Origin of the sequence: Brachyspira alvinipulli ATCC 51933 (assembly GCF_000518245.1) — a bacterium.
GTDB lineage: Bacteria > Spirochaetota > Brachyspiria > Brachyspirales > Brachyspiraceae > Brachyspira > Brachyspira alvinipulli.
Genome location: NZ_KI912407.1, coordinates 141,915 through 158,911 on the forward strand (window position 1 = coordinate 141,915; position 16,997 = coordinate 158,911).

Here is a 16,997-nt window from a genome sequence, read left to right on the forward strand (position 1 = left end):
GGTTATTATTTTATGAGAAAGTATTTAAAATACATTATACTTATTTTTATTTTTTATAATAATGTTTTTGCAGGCATAGATTTTTCTTTATTTGTACCTATTGACGGAAATGTATCTATTTTAAATAAACGTATAAATACTCAAGATCATTTAAGAAATATATATGAATACGGATATTGGAGTGCGGGCGTTCTTTCTGAAATAGGATATAATTTTAAATTTGATAATAAATATATTAATAGTTTAAGTATAGTAGGAACTATCGGATATATGGCTTCAACACTTCCTATTGAAGTTAGTAAAGAACTAATCGGAAGATTTTATGAAGTTACATTTTTACATACATTAAATACAGGAGCTTCAGTAAAAATCATTAATAATATAACTAATTATAATCTTTCTTATTCTATAGGATTAGGAGGAGGAATAAAAACTCCGTTTAGCGGAAATGTTATAAGTCAGCTGGCTGCTGCAGATGAATCTGTTTTAACAGGAAAAGAAGAATATAATTTCAGCGACATAAAAAAAGTATTTAAAAGCGTTGTTATACCATATATAAAACTTGATGTTAATTTGTATTATCATTTAACTAAAAATGTATCATTTATGGCAGGACTTTATTTTAATTATAACTTTGCTTTTAAATACAATACTGATTATATAAATAATTTTGCAGGTGTAAAAGTATTTGATAAATTGGAAGCTTCCAGCTTTTCTATGGGAGTATCTTTGGGATTTGCTATAAGGGATAATGGGTATTAATTTATGAGAATTATAAGAAATATTATTATTATACTAACTATAAACTGTTTTAATATATTTGCTTTAAATATAGATTTTAATTTATCTATACCTATGGGAGCAAATTATGACTTTTTAAATGTATCCATAGACGAAAATATGCTTCTGGCTAATTCTCCTATAAATCCTATACCCAGAACATCATTAAAAAGCGATTTTGCATTTGAAATAGGAGTTTTGGCACAGCTTGGATATAATTTTAAATTGGAAAACAGTGTGTTAAAAAGTACAAGCACTATGATTGATTTTGGGTATTATTTATATCCTATGGCTGTTAATTACAATCAAAGCATATTAGGAAATGAAGAAGTAAAAACAGTTATAACATTTCATACTATAAATATAGGCGGTATTCAAAAATTTTATTTAGGCAACAATTTTGCTGTAGGTTTAGGTGGCGGAGTTAAAATACCTATGTCATATACATTCAATAATATAGATTCAAAAATAAATAATCCTCTTCCGCAGGATAATAAAGGAAACCGTGATTATATAAAAACAATTTATGACAGTAAAGTAATACCTTATGTTAAACTTACATTAGAAAGCTTCTTCTTTTTCACTGATAATATAGCAATTAATTTGGGAATGTATGTTTCATATAATATAGGTATGAATTACAATGTATATAAATTAAATACCGATATCGCCAATGCCAATAATACTGCAAATGAAAGATATTATAATAAATTTAATTCATCATCTTTGGGTGTAGGGTTTATATTAGGAGCTTCTTTCACAAGAGTTAATCCTAAACTGCAAAATTAATAATTAAAAAAATGGAAAATAAAAAAATGAAAAGAGCTATTATTTATATTTTATTATTTATTTTATCTGTTTTTAACAGCAGCAGACTTTTTGCAGGTATAGAAATTGATGCATATATTCCGTTTGGTATAAATGAAACAGATATTAACAGCACGGTAAAAAATAAAGATTATACAGAGAATTCATTTAAAAAGTTTTATGATGAAATTGCAGCAGAAACAGGAATTTTAGTAAGAGGCGGTTATAATTTTGATTTACAAACACCTATAATAGACAGCTTAAGTTTAATGCTTGATATAGGCTATTATATGTCGCCAATATCTATATCTTATGTACACTCACTTATAGGAACAATATCTGAAACAACTTTGCTTCATACATTAAATACAGGGCTTGCATTAAAATTATATTTTTATGCTCCTATAATAAATCTTTACTACTCCATTACATTAGCAGGAGGAGTAAAAACCCCATTCGGCGGAAATGTTTTAAATAACAGTGCTTTAGGAAATGAATCTATACTATCTGATAAAGATGCATACGGATACAGAGATATAAAAAACTTATTTAAAACTCCTGTTATAGGCTACTTAAAATATAATGTTGATTTTTATTATATGCTTACAGAAAAAGTATCAATTATGTACGGTCTTTATCTTTCTTATGATTTCGGAATGAGCTATAATACAGAATTTTTAAATAATCATTTAAAATATTATGAAGTACCTCCTCTAATTCAGTCTCCGATATTCGGTTCTATGAGCTATAATAATTTAAGTGTAGGCATTTCATTCGGGCTTTCTTTCGGAAAAACTCATCCTAAAGTGAAGTATGGATATTAAATTTTATCAATATGAAATTTGTAATTTTTGTTTAATAAAATAATATTATTGTATATTTTTTTTGATTTATTCTACTATTTATACTTAAAAGTATAAAAAAGCCATATTTTTTTGTAAATTATTTATTATATTTAAAAATATTAGACATTTAAATTAAAATAGGTCTGTCAAAAATAGGAGGATACAAATATATAAAAAAGATAACTTGCATTTTCATTATCTTTTTAGTTTTATTTAATTTTTATGCCTGCAGTAAAAACAACACATTAAACCCTACAACATCACAGTAGCAGCAACATACTAATTTAGAGATAATATATTTAGATGAGAAAAACAACGCGGTTACAACACCTACTGATAAAGTTGCTATGATGTTAGAAAATGACAGCAATTTACTTATGATTTGCGAAAAAACATCTTCAGACAATTATTCAGTTTATATAGCAGATAACGTTAACAACTCTATAACAACTATGTATTATACAAATAAATCTGATTTTCCTCATCAAATGAATACATCAAGCGGTAATGAATTATTGAGAGGAATTTTAAGTCCTCACCGTAAAGATAGAGAAAATTTTGATATACGATGGTATGATGAACAAAATAATGACGAAACAATTAATGATATACCATTAAAAAAAGATATATATTCCCATACAAAATATCAAGGTGTAAATGATCAGACAGATTATCAGATAAAAATAATAAAAATAAGTTTAAAAATATTGGATGCTTTATCTTCATATTCTCTTACTATAAAATAAAGAATATTTTTTAATAAATTTGTTAGAATCAGAGGTTTTAATTATGATAAAAAATATATTTATAATAATTGCTTTAATATTTTTTACAGTATCATGCAAAAATGTAAAAATATTAGACCCGAATGAAAGAAATGTTGAAGTTCAGTATTTTCAGAATGATAAGCCTCATAGATATATTACTCAAAATGTAACAAGCCATATGAAGTTCAGATTAAAAGATTTTGCCAATGATTTTACAAATATATGGTGTGTAGAGTGGGAATTTGGCAATAAATATTTAAGGGCATGCGACTTGTATAGAAAAAAAGATATATTTACTATAGATTTTGACAGGGGTGATTATAATTATATAGACTATATGCAGCACTCCTATTATACCATTAATGGCTTTATAAATAGTTTTAGAGTTACTAATGTAAATGTAAGCGGCAGTCAATTAACATTATATTTTGACAGACAGGTTAATGGCAAAGCCAATATTGTAATGATAGATTTGGGGATTGATTTAGATACTCTAATGAGCGGCATTAAAAATTACAGCTATTTATCGGATAAAGAAAATTATAATCACAAAATTGTTGTTCTTACGATGTATATATATGGTATACTTCAGCAAAGCGATATAATATCAAAAGACTTTTAATTTTGATAAAAAGTACAAGGAGAATTTTTTAAATAAATATAAAAAAGGAGGATTAAATAAAAATTGTTAGTATAAAATGGCAGAGGGTTATAGGCGAACAATTTTTATTAACAATAATATGAAAGCAGTAATTATTTTTTTAATTGTTAATATTACTTTATTTGCTCAGTTTGAAATAAATGCCTTTGTTCCTTTCGGGCTTAATGGGAGTTTCAGCAGTATAAAATTAAGCAACCCTAACCGTACATATCAAAGCATAAAGGGAGATATAGGCGGCGAGTTAGGAGTTATTGCCCAGCTTGGATATAATATGAAATTGAATAAGGACATTCCTATAAAAAGCATAAGTTTTCTTTTGGAAACGGGCTATTATTTAAATGCTAATACTATAACTTATGATTATCCGTATGCCGAGTCATATAATTATTTTGAAATGTCTGAAACTGTGATTATGAATAATATTTTAATAGGCTTTAATCCTAAAATAAATTTCCGCAATTTTTCATTAGGTATAGGCGTAGGAATGAAAATACCGTTATCCGCTGATGTATTAGAAAAAAGCAATGATAAAGGCGAGACAATGAAAGAAAATACTATTTTTGAAGGCTCTTTAATGTATCAGGATAAAAAGCATTGGAATTATGATGTTATAAAAAAATTGTATAAAGAGTCAGTGTCTCCTTATATAAAAATAAACTTTGAAGGGCTTTATTATTTCACTGATAAACTAGCATTTTTATACGGAGCTTATATAGCCTATGATTTTTCGATGCCTTATAATACCGATAATATACAGATAGTAGATAAAACTTTAATAAAGAGTTATCAATTATCATATTTATCATTTATGTTTTATTTAGGAGTGTCATTCGGAAGGAATAATAATTAATATTTTTACCCTAAACTTAACTATTTAATAAAGTAATTAAAAGTATTTTTTATGCAAACTCAGTTAAAGGAAAAATAGCTGCCCTAGATATAAATTTACTATAAAAAATACTAATAGATAAAAAATTATAAATCTATATTGACTTTATTTTTTTGTGATATAATATCTCTTCCCATGCACTTATTTATGTAAAAAAGAAAATTCATACTATATTAAAATTCATTACCGAGGAAAATTATGGAAAAAGATAATATGCTTGAATTAACAGAAGGCAATGTAAGCAAAAGCCTTATAAAATTAGTTATACCAATGATATTAGGAAATTTATTAAACATAGCATATAATATAGTTGATACAATTTGGATAGGACAAATGATAGGCCCTAAAGGACTAGGAGCTATTGCTGTAAGTTTCCCTATTATATTAATATTAATGGCTATTGCATCCGGAATAACTGTTGCAAGCAATATTTTAATAGGACAATTTTTTGGTGCTAAAGATTATGATGCTGTGCTTCATGCTTCAAAAGTTTCTACTACTATAAGTTTAATAACCGCTTTAACTTTGGCAGGACTTGGATATATTTTTGCTCCTCCTATAATGAAATTTTTAAATACAGCAGACAGCATAATGGAATATTCTGTAAGCTATTTCAGAATCAGCATGATAGGTTTTCCTTTTATGTTTTATTATTTTTTGGTATCTGCATTGCTTAGAGGTATAGGAGACACTGTAAGACCTTTAATATTCTTGGCAATAGCTTCTGTATTGAACTTAATATTAGATCCGTTAATGATAAAAGGAATAGGACCATTTCCTGCTATGGGACTTGACGGAGCTGCTTATGCCACTGCTTTTTCACAGTTTGTATCTGTTTTGGTCAGCATGATATATTTAAAAATGAAAAACAGTATTGTTAAAGCTAATCCTTTTAATATAACTTTCGATTTTAATATAACCAAATTAATGCTTAAAATAGGAATGCCTTTTGCCGCTATGCAGTTAATAGTATCTATAAGCTGGATGTTTTTAAATAGACTTATAAATACTTATGGTGAATCAGCTTCCGCTTCTGTTGCTGTATCTATGAGAGTGGACTCTTTATCATTTCTTCCTCTTTTGGCATTATCAGCAGGTATTGCCACTATGGTAGCTCAGAATATAGGTGCCAACAAAATGGAGAGAGTTAAAGAAATATACAAAGTAGGAACTATTCTTTCTATAGGAATATCTGCATTTATGGCATTATTTTCTGTATTATTTCCGGAACTTATTGTAAGAATGTTTACGGATGATATGAGCGTTTTAAAATATACAAGAAGTTATATTTATGTTGTAATGCCTTCTATAATAATGCTTTCTGTTATGTTTGCAACTAATGGAGTAATAAACGGTGCCGGTAAAACTTTCATGCTTATGATATTTGCATTTATGGCGCATGTTTTAATAAGAGTACCGCTTGCCTATATAATATCTCCTAAAATGGAGCTTTGGGGTATATGGACTGCTATGGCAATAAGCAATCTATTTAGCATGAGTTTTAGTCTTATGTATTATTTTTCTAATAGATGGAAAAAAGGTGCTAATATAGCTTCTCATTCAAACGCTTAAAAAATTAATTTATTAAAAGATTGATTTTTTTGATAAAAGTATTATAATTAAAAGTTGTATAATTTGTTTACATAATTATTTTTTAATTATAACGAGGTGTTATATGGAGTTAAAAGATTACATAAGAGATATACAAGATTATCCAAAAAAAGGCATACTATTTAGAGATATTACAACATTGCTTCAAAATAAAGATGCTTTTAAATTGGCAATAGATAAAATGGCAGAACAAGTTTCAAATGAAAAGATAGATTTTGTAGTAGGAGCAGAAAGCAGAGGTTTTTTAATAGGTTCTGCTTTAGCTTACAAAATGAATTGCGGTTTTATACCTGTTAGAAAAAAAGGAAAACTCCCTTATAAAACTATTTCAGAAGAATATGCTTTAGAATATGGTACTGATACTTTATTCATGCATGAAGATGCTCTTAAAAAAGGAGACAGAGTTTTAATAGTTGATGATTTAATAGCTACCGGAGGCACTGCATTAGCAATGATAAAAATGGTGGAAAAATTAGGAGGAATTGTAGTTGGATCATCCTTTTTAATAGAGCTTAAAGAATTAAATGGAAGAAAAGAAATATCAAAATATCCTATTAATGTTTTGATACAATATTGATATTATTTCTTATTGACTTTTAATAACTTTTATTATAGAATTATCGAAAAATTATAAAGCAAAATTTATTTAAATAAATATATTTTAAGGAGAGACTTATATGGCATCTATTAAACCATTAGCAGAAAGAGTGCTTTTAAAAGTATTGGGACAGGAAGAAAAAACTTCAAGCGGAATATTTATTCCAGATACATCTAAAGAAAAAACTCAAAAAGCAGAAGTTGTTGAAATAGGCGACAGCGAAAATATAAAAGTAAAAAAAGGCGATATCGTTATATATGATAAATATGCTGGAATACAAATAAAAGAAGGCGATACTGAATATTTAATAGTAAAAAATGAAGAAATAGTTGCTCTTATAAAATAATAAATAGCTATAAAGAATACAAAAAAGAACACTAAGCTTCAAAAAAGCGGTGTTCTTTTTTTACTTATTGATAATTATGATAGTTATATTTATTGTTAATAAAACTTTTTCGTATCATAAAGAATTAATAAGGTTAAATAATATATCAAAATATATTATTTAATTTTATTAATTTGTTTCATAAAAATAGTATAGTCTTTAAATTTATCAGGAGTTTTTTTATAAATGCTGAAATATTTTATAATATTTATTGCACTATTGAATGTTATATATGCACAAGAATCTACAACAAATCAAACTAAAACATCAGAATATACTTTTACATACGAAAAAGAAAATAACTTTAATATATCTGACACTAATGCCTTAAATGAAGTTTCAATAATGATTGAAAGAAGAGGTCTTCCTCTTGTTAATAGATTAGTAAGATTTACATCATTAAAGCCTGATGTATTTACATTTGAAAATACAACAGAAAATGAAATATCTTTAAAAGAGATGGAAGAAGAAGAAAATACTAATGAAGTAGATATATATACAAATGTTTATGTAGTTCCTACAGATGAAAACGGTGTTGCAAAAGCTAAACTAAATTTAAAAGGTACTGGTGAAGGTGTTGTTCTTATGCATATACTTTATGTAGGATCAACAGGCAATACAAATATATCTTATGAAGAATTTGCTCATGTAAACGTTTATGATGATAATGACAACTTTTCATATAAAATATTAAATGGAGATGGAAAAAGTATAAATGTCAAAGGTTCCATGATAATGACATTAACATTATTTCCTGCCCTATTTTTAGTTGCCATAGCATTAATATTAATAAGCTATTTCAAGCATATTTATGATGAATACAGAACTGCTAAATCTAAAATAATAATGTATACTTTCTTTGGATTTAGTGCCATAAAAAAGAATTTTAAATTGATGATGATAATTATATTAATAGAATTGATTATAGTTGCAAGTTTTATGTTTTTAGATAGTTATATTTTCTCAGTATTATTAATAGCTTTCTTTATAGCAGGATTTATAGTAAAGAGAGAGAAAATATACTCTATAGCATTCTTTATACTTGCATGTATTTCAATGATATATCTTTATCTTCAAACATTTATGAATTATTTAGGGCTTGAATGCCTATTTAATTCCGGCATAATGGGAAATCCTGTATTTATATTCTTATTATTTATAATATTAACAGCATTATCAGGCGGAATATATATACCATTATCCATCTTAGTTTTATATAAAACTATATTTAATATAAGTGACTTATCTTTAATTATGGCATTGATTGGAATATTTATAGCATCTGTTCTTTACATAGTTAAAGTAAAAAAGGATATACCATTTTTATATTCTTTAAATCTGTTAAAAATAAAAGATTAATTATTATGATTTTTGATTTAATTAGAGATTTAGAACTTATTTTATCAGATATTACTTTTACAGGTATAAATAATATTGATTATAATGTAATAGATAAAATTACCTCTATTTCAAAACAGTTTGAAAAAATAGGCATGAATCATTTGAAAGATTTACTAATTGATTTAATCGATTCAATAAAAACATATAAAATAAATGAAAATAAAAAAGAAAATATCAAGCTGGTAGTTAGTAATATTTCTAAAATAGAGTTTTATATAAGAAATACTTTATCTTATGAATAAATACTGAAAAATTATTTTTTAATATATCTTTCCATTTCTCTGTCTAAAGTTTTTCTTTTTAGAGTTTCTCTCTTGTCATGTAATTTTTTACCCTTTGCAAGTGCAAGTTCTACTTTAACTTTACCTCTTGAAAAATAAAGTTTAATTGGTATAAGAGTAAGTCCCTGCTCTTTGATTTTTACATATAAACGTTTTAATTCACGTTTTTTCATTAAAAGTTTTCTTTCACGCAAAGGCTCATGATTATTTCTATTGCCGAAATGATAAGGAGATATATGCATATTAACTATAAAAAGTTCGCCTTTTTTAAAAGAAGCATAAGAGTCTGCCATATTTACGCTGCGTTCTCTTAACGACTTAACTTCTGTACCAAGCAGAACAATACCAGCCTCAAATTTTTCTATAAGCTCATAATTAAAAAGGGCTTTCTTATTCTTAGTTATTTCTCCGGAGGAAATAGTATTGCTAGATTTTTTATCCTTTTTACTCATAATCCTTTACCATTTCATAAAGTATATAGATTATACTAAAAAAATTATATTTTGTCAAAATATTTTATAAATTACAAAAAAATAAGAGTTAGAATAAAAGAAATTCCAACTCTTATTATTATTATTTAACTACATTACTTATTAGTTAATGTACTAAGCATATTATTCATGTCGTATATTTCTTGTTCCTGAGCTGCTATTATTCTATTAGCTATTTCTTTTATTTTATCATCTTTTGTATACTCTAATATTTTCTTTGATACATCAATAGCACCCTGATGATGAGGTATCATACCTTTTAAGAAGTCAATATCATTATCAGCAGTAACTTCTATTGCAGACATATCAGCCATCATTTTATTCATAAGAGCTTCCATATCATTTCCTATAGCATCAGTATCAATCTCTGCATAGCTTATATTTTTACCTTCTAATTCTTTAATTAAATCAGTAAACTCAGTAACTTCTTTTTCCTGTTCTGATATTATATTATTTGCTAATTCAGTTAATGTCTGATTAGTTGTTGTCTCTAATAATTTTTTAGAGGATAAAATAGCGCCCTGATGATGAGGTATCATATTAGCTAAAAAATCAACATCAATATTTGCTGTTTTTTGAAAAGGCTGTTCCATCATAGGAGCATGCATTAAATTGATTATTTCAGAACCTACTGTATTATGTGCAGAATGTGCTGAATGATCCATAGCAGCTTGATTAGTATCAGTAGAAGCACTGTCTCCTGAAGTTTTCTGTCCGCATGACATAATTAAAATAGAAGATAACATCATAAATATAAAAATTATTTTTTTCATTTTTCCATCCTTTAAAGTTAGTGCTATCTAAAACTATTTATTTGATTAATTGTAAAATAAAAAATATTATTTATTATATATACAATTGACTTTATATGCATATATATTATAATCGTACGCAAAAATATTTACGGAAGGTTTAATCATTATGAAAAAGTTATTATCTATAACTATTATATCTTTTTTTATTTTTCTAATTTCATGTTCTCAAAAATCTGATAATACAGATGCTGCTGTTTCTAAAGGTACTGTAACAAATATATCCATTGAAGAAGCAGAAAAACTTTTGGGAAATACAAACTATACTTTTATAGATGTAAGGCAGGAATCAGAATATATAGGTTGGAAAATAAATTCGTCTGAAGGCGGACATATAGAAGGAGCTTATGATTTCACAGCAGACTGGTTTGATATGTTAGCATCAGATAAAGAAATTTTAACAGAATTGGGAAGAAAAAAATTATATCCTCCTATGAATTTAATTATTTATGATACAAAAGAAGTTGATACTAACACTGCTCAAAAATTTGCTAATTTAGGATTTAATGTAATGACTCTTGACGGCGGAATAGATGCTTGGTTAGAAAAAACAAAAAGACCATTAGAAAAAATGCCTAATTATGAAATATTAGTTTATCCTAAATGGGTTTATGATTTAACACAAGGAAATAATCCTGATATACCTAAAAATAAAAAATTTGTTATAGTGGAACTAAGTTACAGCGATATGGAAGCAGATTATGAGAAAGGTCATATACCTGGTGCTGTTCATGTTGATAGTAAAGTCATAGATGTATCAGGACCTCAAAATTTAGAAGAATATGAATTTCTTACTTTAGAAGAAAAGGCTAAATTCTTCAGAAGACCGGATGATGCTAGTATAGAGAAAACTTTATTGAGTCTTGGTATAGATAAAGATACTTTAGTTATAGTATACGGACCTAAACCTTATGCTAATACAAGATATGCTCTTATTATGAAATATGCAGGTGTTGAAGATGTAAGAGTATTAAATGGAGGAATTAAAAGATATAAAGCGGATAATCTGCCTTTAGAATCCGGAAAGGTAACACCTACTCCAGTAGCAAGTTTCGGAGTAAAAGTACCTGCAAATCCTCATTGGATAATAGACTTGGAAGAAGAAAAACAGCTTATTAATGATACAAATGCCGTTATAGCATCTGTAAGAAGCTGGCCTGAATATTTAGGAGAGGTAAGCGGATATACATTTATAGGCGAAGCTAATGATATACCTAATTCAAGATTTGCTTATGCAGGTTCTAATCCTTATAATTTATTAGACTACAGAAACCCAGATGAAACTATGTTTAACTATCAAATAATAGAAGACAGATGGATATTATGGGGAATAACACCTGATAAAAGAATATCATTCCATTGCGGAACCGGATGGAGAGCAAGCGAAACTTTATTCTATGCTTTGGCTTTGGGATGGACTAATGTAACATTATATGACGGTGGATGGTATGAATGGCATTTATATGAGGATCTTCCTAGAAAAGAAAAAGGAGTTCCTAAAGATGCGCCTGAAACTCCTGTATTTCATTATACTTGGTAAAAATATTAAATGAAAAAAATAATACTTGTTTTATTATCTATATTATTTTTAGTTTTAACACAGTTGGCAAAAATTTATATACCAAATGCAGGATTTTTATATAGCAATATTGTATATATATTTTTGCTGACTATAGGTTTAGGATTATGGCAAAGTATATTATTTAGCTTTATTTATTTTGCTTTAATGCAGTATTTAACATTAAAAGCTGGAGGAAATATAAACATTTCATCTTTCTTAGTAGCTGCATTTCAATCTTTAATAATATATTTATACTGCAAAAAAACATTTAATATAAAAAAGGCTGTAATTACTCCAATAATATTATCAATATTCGCATCTCTATTTGGAATAATTTTAAATGCAGTTTTGACTAATAATATGTCTGATATACCAGCAAAGTATATAAACTATATGATATACTCTTGTAAAAACGGATCTCTATTTTATAAATATTTCTTATCAAGTTTTATTTGCTATATATTATATAAATTAATATATTTATTTGATAAAAATAAATAATCAATAAATAAAAGTAGGGCATTATATGAAAACATATTATAATGCCCTATAAACATTTATACAGTCGATTTTTATTATTAGGAAAATTTCTTATTAAATATTACCAAATCATTAATGTAGAACCCCAAGTAAATCCTCCGCCGAACCCTGTAAGAAGAACTAAATCTCCGTCATTAATTTTATTATTTTCCAAAGCATCAGTTAATGCTAGTCCAATACTTGCAGAAGAACAGTTTCCGAATTTATTTAATACTACGCTTACTTTCTCCATAGGAAGACCTATTCTTTTAGCAACAGCCTGCATTATTCTTAAATTAGCCTGATGAGGAACGAAGAAGCTTACATCTGATAATTGTTTTCCTGATGTTTCTAAAACTTTATCTATACTGTTTGAAAACTCTGTTACAGCTCTTTTGAATGTTTCAGAACCATCCATATGTATTTTAAACTCTGGAGCTTCTAAATCATTAGCTCTTATGGGACATACACTTCCGCCATTAAGAACTATACTCATATCAGGTTCGCTTTGCATATGCATGCCTATAATTCCTTTACCATCATCTCTAGTAGTTATTAATGAAGCAGTAGCAGCATCTCCGAAAAGAATGGCAGTTCCTCTATCTTTCCAATTAATATCTTTTGTTAATTTTTCGCAAGACACTATAAGAACATTTTTACATTGACCGCTTTCTATTAATGCAGTAGCAGTATTTAATGAATATATATATCCAGAACAAGCAGCTGATAAATCCAAAGCAAAGCAATGCTTCAATCCTAAAGCATTTTGTATTTGTCCTGCCATTGAAGGGAATATATAATCCTTTGTTACAGTAGGAACTAAAATAGCATCAACCTCATTCAAATCAACACCTTTTTTTTCTAATTTCCTAACAGCATTAAGCCCCATTTCAAATATTGTTTCATCTTCTCTAGCCATATGTCTAGTTTCTATTCCAGTACGTGTTATTATCCATTCATTATTAGTATCCAATATGCTCTCAAAGTATTTATTGTCTAATATCTTCTCAGGAACGTAATATGCTATATTTTTAATATATGCTCTTTTCATAGTGCTCTCCATAATTTATACTTAACTAGGATTTTCATTATAATAGTGTAGTTTACAAATATCAAAAAATCTATAGCTAATAATAACTATTTTTTCAAATTTTGTACTAGTATATATAACTATATTTGCTTTTTATTGTTTTTTACATATTAAATTATATAAAAATGATAAATAAACTAATTGCATATTAAAGAATATCAATTATAATTGAATATAATAAATTAAAGTGAGAAGTTATGAAATTATTTGTTAGCGATTATGATATGACTATATACATACATGAAAAAATAGATGATAGTGTATTTGATGCCGTAAAAAAATGGAGAGAGGCAGGAAATATATTTGCTATTGCCACTGGAAGAAACAAATTTTCTATATTTGAACATATTGACAGGCATGGATTGGAATTTGATTATTTGATAGCTAATAATGGAGCTTTAGTTTTTAATGGAAAAAGAGAGACAATATTTAAAGATACTATTGATGATGATATTTCTTATGATGTTATAAAGTTTCTGCATGATGCTTTTGAAGGTACTGTAGAAATTGCAAATGATGAATATATTATATCTGTAAAATCTAAAGACGGTAAAGATATACTTCCTTTCAGAGTTGATAAAAAAATAAATATTAATGAAATATATAATATAAAAAATATCATACAGATAAATAAAATGGCTGCTGATTCTAAATCCACAGAAGAAGTAGCAAATGCTGTAAATAATAAATTTAATAAAGTTATAGCATATCCAAATATTAGAACAGTTGATATAGTAAAAAACAGTGTAAATAAAGCCAATGGTATTAAATTCTTAGAAAACATTATCAAAAAAAATAATAATATAGATAAGATTTTAGTAACCGGCGATTCAAATAATGATATAGAAATGATTAAGCAATATAACGGCTACGTTCAGATAAATGCGAAAGAAAATGTTAAATCTATAACAAATAAATATTTTAATATTATATCTGATATTATTTATAAAGAATTATAAAATACACTATTGATTTAAATACCCTATCAAGGTATAATAAAATAAAAACATATAGAGGTATTTATGTGAGGAATTGCATGCATAATCGGTCTGATTATAGCTGGAATAGTTAGTCTAATTGATAGATTTAAAGGAAAAAAAGAATAGCCCTGCATTATTAAAATGCAATAATACAGGGCATCTTATTTAAATAAGAAATTAATTATGCTGCTTGATAAACTAATTTTCCGTCTATATAAGTTTTTAATACTTTAGTCTTAGTAATATCTGTAGGAGCTATTTCAAGAATATTTTGATCTAATATTATAAAATCTGCTTTTTTTCCTACTTTTATAGAACCTAAAGTATCTTCAGCAAAATTCTGATAAGCACCATTTATTGTAGCAGAGTCCATCATCTGTTCAACACTTACTATTTGGTCAGCACCAAGTAATGAATCAAGCTCACCTTCTAAATTCATTCTAGTAGCACCAATCTGTATACCATCTAAAGGTCTAGGAGGAACTGTTACAGGATAATCGCTTGCAAGTGATACAACACAGCCTGCATCAAATAAATCCTTCATAGGATATTCATGCTCTGCTCTCTCTCCTAAATAAGGAAGCTCTAATTCATAATAGTATCCGTCTTCTTTGAAGAACCAATAAGGATTAGCAACTGCAACTATATTTAATTCTCCCATTCTTTTTATATCATCTTTATTAACTACTTGTAAATGTGTTATAGCATGTCTTTTGTTAGTAGCACCAGTTGTTTTTTGAACATGCTCAAGAGCATTAATAGATAATCTTGCTGCTGCATCTCCTATAGAATGTATATGTATTTGAAGTCCTAACTCTTCAGCTTTCAAACATATTTCATTCATAGCATCCTGCTCCCAAAGTCCTACACTTCTAAATCCAGGATCAGAAGTATAATCTTCAAGCATGTATGCTGTTTTTCCTTCTACTACACCGTCTGCAAATAATTTTACAGTTGTAAGTTTAAATTTATTTCCATTAGCTTGTTTTTTCAAATCAGCTATTACATTTAAATTTGATATAGGATCATTCTCTGCAAGAACTTGGAATCCTGAAAAATAAGTTAATTTTAAATCGCCGCTTTTATCAAGTTCATTTAAAGCAGAAAATAAATTTTTTCCGTCTGTATTCATATTTAACAAAGGATTGAATATAGATGTAACTCCATAAGATAGAGCTTCATCCTGATATGCTAATATACCACTTTTATATTCTTCAACAGAATAATCCGGTAATTTAGTTAATATTAAATCCTGAGCCTTTTCTCTGAATGTTCCTGTAGGCTCTTTAGTAACTGGGTCTCTTTCTATTACTCCACCTTCAACATCTGGAGTATTAGCATCAACTCCTGCAATTTCCATAGCTTTAGAATTTACCCAAATAGAATGATAATCCTGAGATGTTAATACTATAGGAATTTCTGTAGAAATTCTATCAAGTACATCTTTAGTAGGACCATTCTTAGGAGTATATCCATTGCCCCATCCGGAACCTCTCAATATTTTCAAACCTTCATGCTCAGCAACAAAGTTTGAAACTATTGTCTCATAATCTTTCATTGACTTTCCGTCATATAATTCTACTTGGTATAATTTACCTATACCGCCTAACTCAGCATGTGCATGAGCTTCAAAAAAACTAGGCATCGCCATACCGCTTTCTAAATTAATTACTTCGGTATTATCACCTATAAACTCTTTTACTCCTTCTTCATCTCCAACATATTGATATACACCATCTTTAATAGCAACAGCAGACACCATTTTATTATCCGCCTCAGAAGTGTATATTGTACCGGTTATCACAGTATCTGCATATTTACTTCCGGCACCATTACCGCAACCAATAATAATAAAAGAGAAAATTAGTAAAATGATTGGTAATAACGTTTTTTTGTTCACTTTTTGTAAACTCCTTTAAAATAAATTTTTTAAAATGAGATACGATTTTATATTAACTTTTCAATATATACAATAATATATATGCAGTTTTTTTTATTATTATTAAAAGAAATTTAAGTTTTATACAGTTTTGTAGTAAATGAACAATAATTAAATAAGTTCAGAACTATTTTTTATTAAAATAAACTAATATTAATTTGAATATTTTTCTAATAATTCATCTATTAGCTTTATTTTATCTTTATTTTTTATATGATAGAATTTACCTATTGTAGTAGGAAAATAATCTTCTTCTTTTAATTTATATATTTTTACTTTGGCAGCTATTACCCAATCTACAATATTAACTCTCTCAATTTCATTTTTAGCAAATTTAATATTGAACTTATCAAGAGAATCAGAATCAGTTAAAGCCTCTGCAACGGCAACCGCAGTTAAACCATCTGCTATCATTATTCTAGTTCCTTTTAGAAATTTTTTCTCTTTTACCTTTTCTGCTCCAGCCTTCACTTCAGCAAATACAATATTATGTTTATAGAATATATCTAAAAGTTTAATATCACCATGCTCCCCTCTTCTGCTTCCAAATTTGACATACTGCATATCATACTCCTTATAA

19 protein-coding genes are annotated in these 16,997 nt (G+C 27.1%); 14 read left to right on the forward strand and 5 right to left on the reverse strand.

The features are described from left to right. The first annotated feature begins 12 nt into the window (after positions 1 to 12). From T324_RS0114945 to T324_RS0114995, 11 genes are all read left to right on the forward strand, one after another. A complete protein-coding gene (locus T324_RS0114945) occupies positions 13 to 762 on the forward strand; it encodes a hypothetical protein (protein ID WP_028330997.1) in 750 nt (249 codons plus the stop codon). Between the two features lie 3 nt (positions 763 to 765). Continuing rightward, complete coding sequence (locus T324_RS0114950) at positions 766 to 1,569, forward strand: hypothetical protein (protein WP_028330998.1); 804 nt, start codon at positions 766 to 768, stop codon at positions 1,567 to 1,569. A gap of 26 nt (positions 1,570 to 1,595) precedes the next feature. Then, the gene (locus tag T324_RS0114955) at positions 1,596 to 2,411 is read left to right on the forward strand and encodes a hypothetical protein (protein ID WP_028330999.1); all 816 of its coding nucleotides are present in this window, start codon (positions 1,596 to 1,598) and stop codon (positions 2,409 to 2,411) included. 368 nt (positions 2,412 to 2,779) lie between these two features. Then, the gene (locus tag T324_RS0114960) at positions 2,780 to 3,178 is read left to right on the forward strand and encodes a hypothetical protein (RefSeq protein WP_156920182.1); all 399 of its coding nucleotides are present in this window, start codon (positions 2,780 to 2,782) and stop codon (positions 3,176 to 3,178) included. 43 nt (positions 3,179 to 3,221) lie between these two features. Then, on the forward strand, positions 3,222 to 3,821 hold the full coding sequence (locus T324_RS0114965; RefSeq protein ID WP_028331001.1) for a hypothetical protein: 600 nt from the start codon (positions 3,222 to 3,224) through the stop codon (positions 3,819 to 3,821). Positions 3,822 to 3,939: 118 nt separating this feature from the next. Continuing rightward, positions 3,940 to 4,710 (forward strand): DUF2715 domain-containing protein, encoded by a 771-nt coding sequence (locus tag T324_RS0114970; RefSeq protein ID WP_028331002.1) that lies wholly within the window; start codon positions 3,940 to 3,942, stop codon positions 4,708 to 4,710. A 237-nt stretch (positions 4,711 to 4,947) separates the two neighbouring features. Further along, positions 4,948 to 6,321 carry an MATE family efflux transporter gene (locus T324_RS0114975; protein WP_028331003.1) on the forward strand — a complete coding sequence of 458 codons (1,374 nt, stop codon included), beginning with the start codon at positions 4,948 to 4,950 and terminating at the stop codon, positions 6,319 to 6,321. Positions 6,322 to 6,424: 103 nt separating this feature from the next. Continuing rightward, positions 6,425 to 6,937 (forward strand): adenine phosphoribosyltransferase, encoded by a 513-nt coding sequence (locus T324_RS0114980; RefSeq protein WP_028331004.1) that lies wholly within the window; start codon positions 6,425 to 6,427, stop codon positions 6,935 to 6,937. 100 nt (positions 6,938 to 7,037) lie between these two features. Next, entirely contained in the window at positions 7,038 to 7,304 is a 267-nt protein-coding gene (locus T324_RS0114985) for a co-chaperone GroES (RefSeq protein WP_028331005.1), read from the forward strand. 225 nt (positions 7,305 to 7,529) lie between these two features. Beyond that, positions 7,530 to 8,702, forward strand: coding sequence for a hypothetical protein (locus T324_RS0114990; protein ID WP_028331006.1), 1,173 nt, complete (start codon positions 7,530 to 7,532; stop codon positions 8,700 to 8,702). 5 nt (positions 8,703 to 8,707) lie between these two features. Next, positions 8,708 to 8,986, forward strand: a complete 279-nt coding sequence (locus T324_RS0114995; protein WP_028331007.1) for a hypothetical protein — start codon at positions 8,708 to 8,710, stop codon at positions 8,984 to 8,986. A gap of 11 nt (positions 8,987 to 8,997) precedes the next feature. Here T324_RS0114995 and smpB read toward each other — a convergent pair whose 3' ends face one another. Together smpB and T324_RS0115005 are read right to left on the reverse strand one after the other, a co-directional pair. Then, positions 8,998 to 9,477: an SsrA-binding protein SmpB gene (gene smpB / locus T324_RS0115000; RefSeq protein ID WP_028331008.1), complete on the reverse strand. Its 480-nt coding sequence runs from the start codon at positions 9,475 to 9,477 to the stop codon at positions 8,998 to 9,000. Positions 9,478 to 9,611: 134 nt separating this feature from the next. Continuing rightward, the gene (locus tag T324_RS0115005) at positions 9,612 to 10,289 is read right to left on the reverse strand and encodes a DUF305 domain-containing protein (RefSeq protein ID WP_028331009.1); all 678 of its coding nucleotides are present in this window, start codon (positions 10,287 to 10,289) and stop codon (positions 9,612 to 9,614) included. Positions 10,290 to 10,437: 148 nt separating this feature from the next. Between T324_RS0115005 and T324_RS0115010 the strand changes: the two genes are divergently transcribed. Beyond that, complete coding sequence (locus T324_RS0115010) at positions 10,438 to 11,868, forward strand: rhodanese-like domain-containing protein (protein ID WP_028331010.1); 1,431 nt, start codon at positions 10,438 to 10,440, stop codon at positions 11,866 to 11,868. Positions 11,869 to 11,877: 9 nt separating this feature from the next. Further along, entirely contained in the window at positions 11,878 to 12,390 is a 513-nt protein-coding gene (locus tag T324_RS0115015; RefSeq protein WP_028331011.1) for a hypothetical protein, read from the forward strand. 100 nt (positions 12,391 to 12,490) lie between these two features. Here the strand turns inward: T324_RS0115015 and T324_RS0115020 are convergent, their stop codons facing one another. Next, positions 12,491 to 13,459 (reverse strand): beta-ketoacyl-ACP synthase III, encoded by a 969-nt coding sequence (locus T324_RS0115020; RefSeq protein ID WP_028331012.1) that lies wholly within the window; start codon positions 13,457 to 13,459, stop codon positions 12,491 to 12,493. 236 nt (positions 13,460 to 13,695) lie between these two features. Between T324_RS0115020 and T324_RS0115025 the strand changes: the two genes are divergently transcribed. Next, positions 13,696 to 14,457 (forward strand): HAD family hydrolase, encoded by a 762-nt coding sequence (locus T324_RS0115025; protein WP_028331013.1) that lies wholly within the window; start codon positions 13,696 to 13,698, stop codon positions 14,455 to 14,457. Between the two features lie 202 nt (positions 14,458 to 14,659). On the opposite strand, the gene T324_RS0115030 is transcribed toward T324_RS0115025, so the two are convergent. After that, on the reverse strand, positions 14,660 to 16,378 hold the full coding sequence (locus T324_RS0115030) for an amidohydrolase (RefSeq protein WP_028331014.1): 1,719 nt from the start codon (positions 16,376 to 16,378) through the stop codon (positions 14,660 to 14,662). A 192-nt stretch (positions 16,379 to 16,570) separates the two neighbouring features. Beyond that, complete coding sequence (locus T324_RS0115035) at positions 16,571 to 16,981, reverse strand: hypothetical protein (RefSeq protein WP_028331015.1); 411 nt, start codon at positions 16,979 to 16,981, stop codon at positions 16,571 to 16,573. Between the last annotated feature and the right edge of the window lie 16 nt (positions 16,982 to 16,997).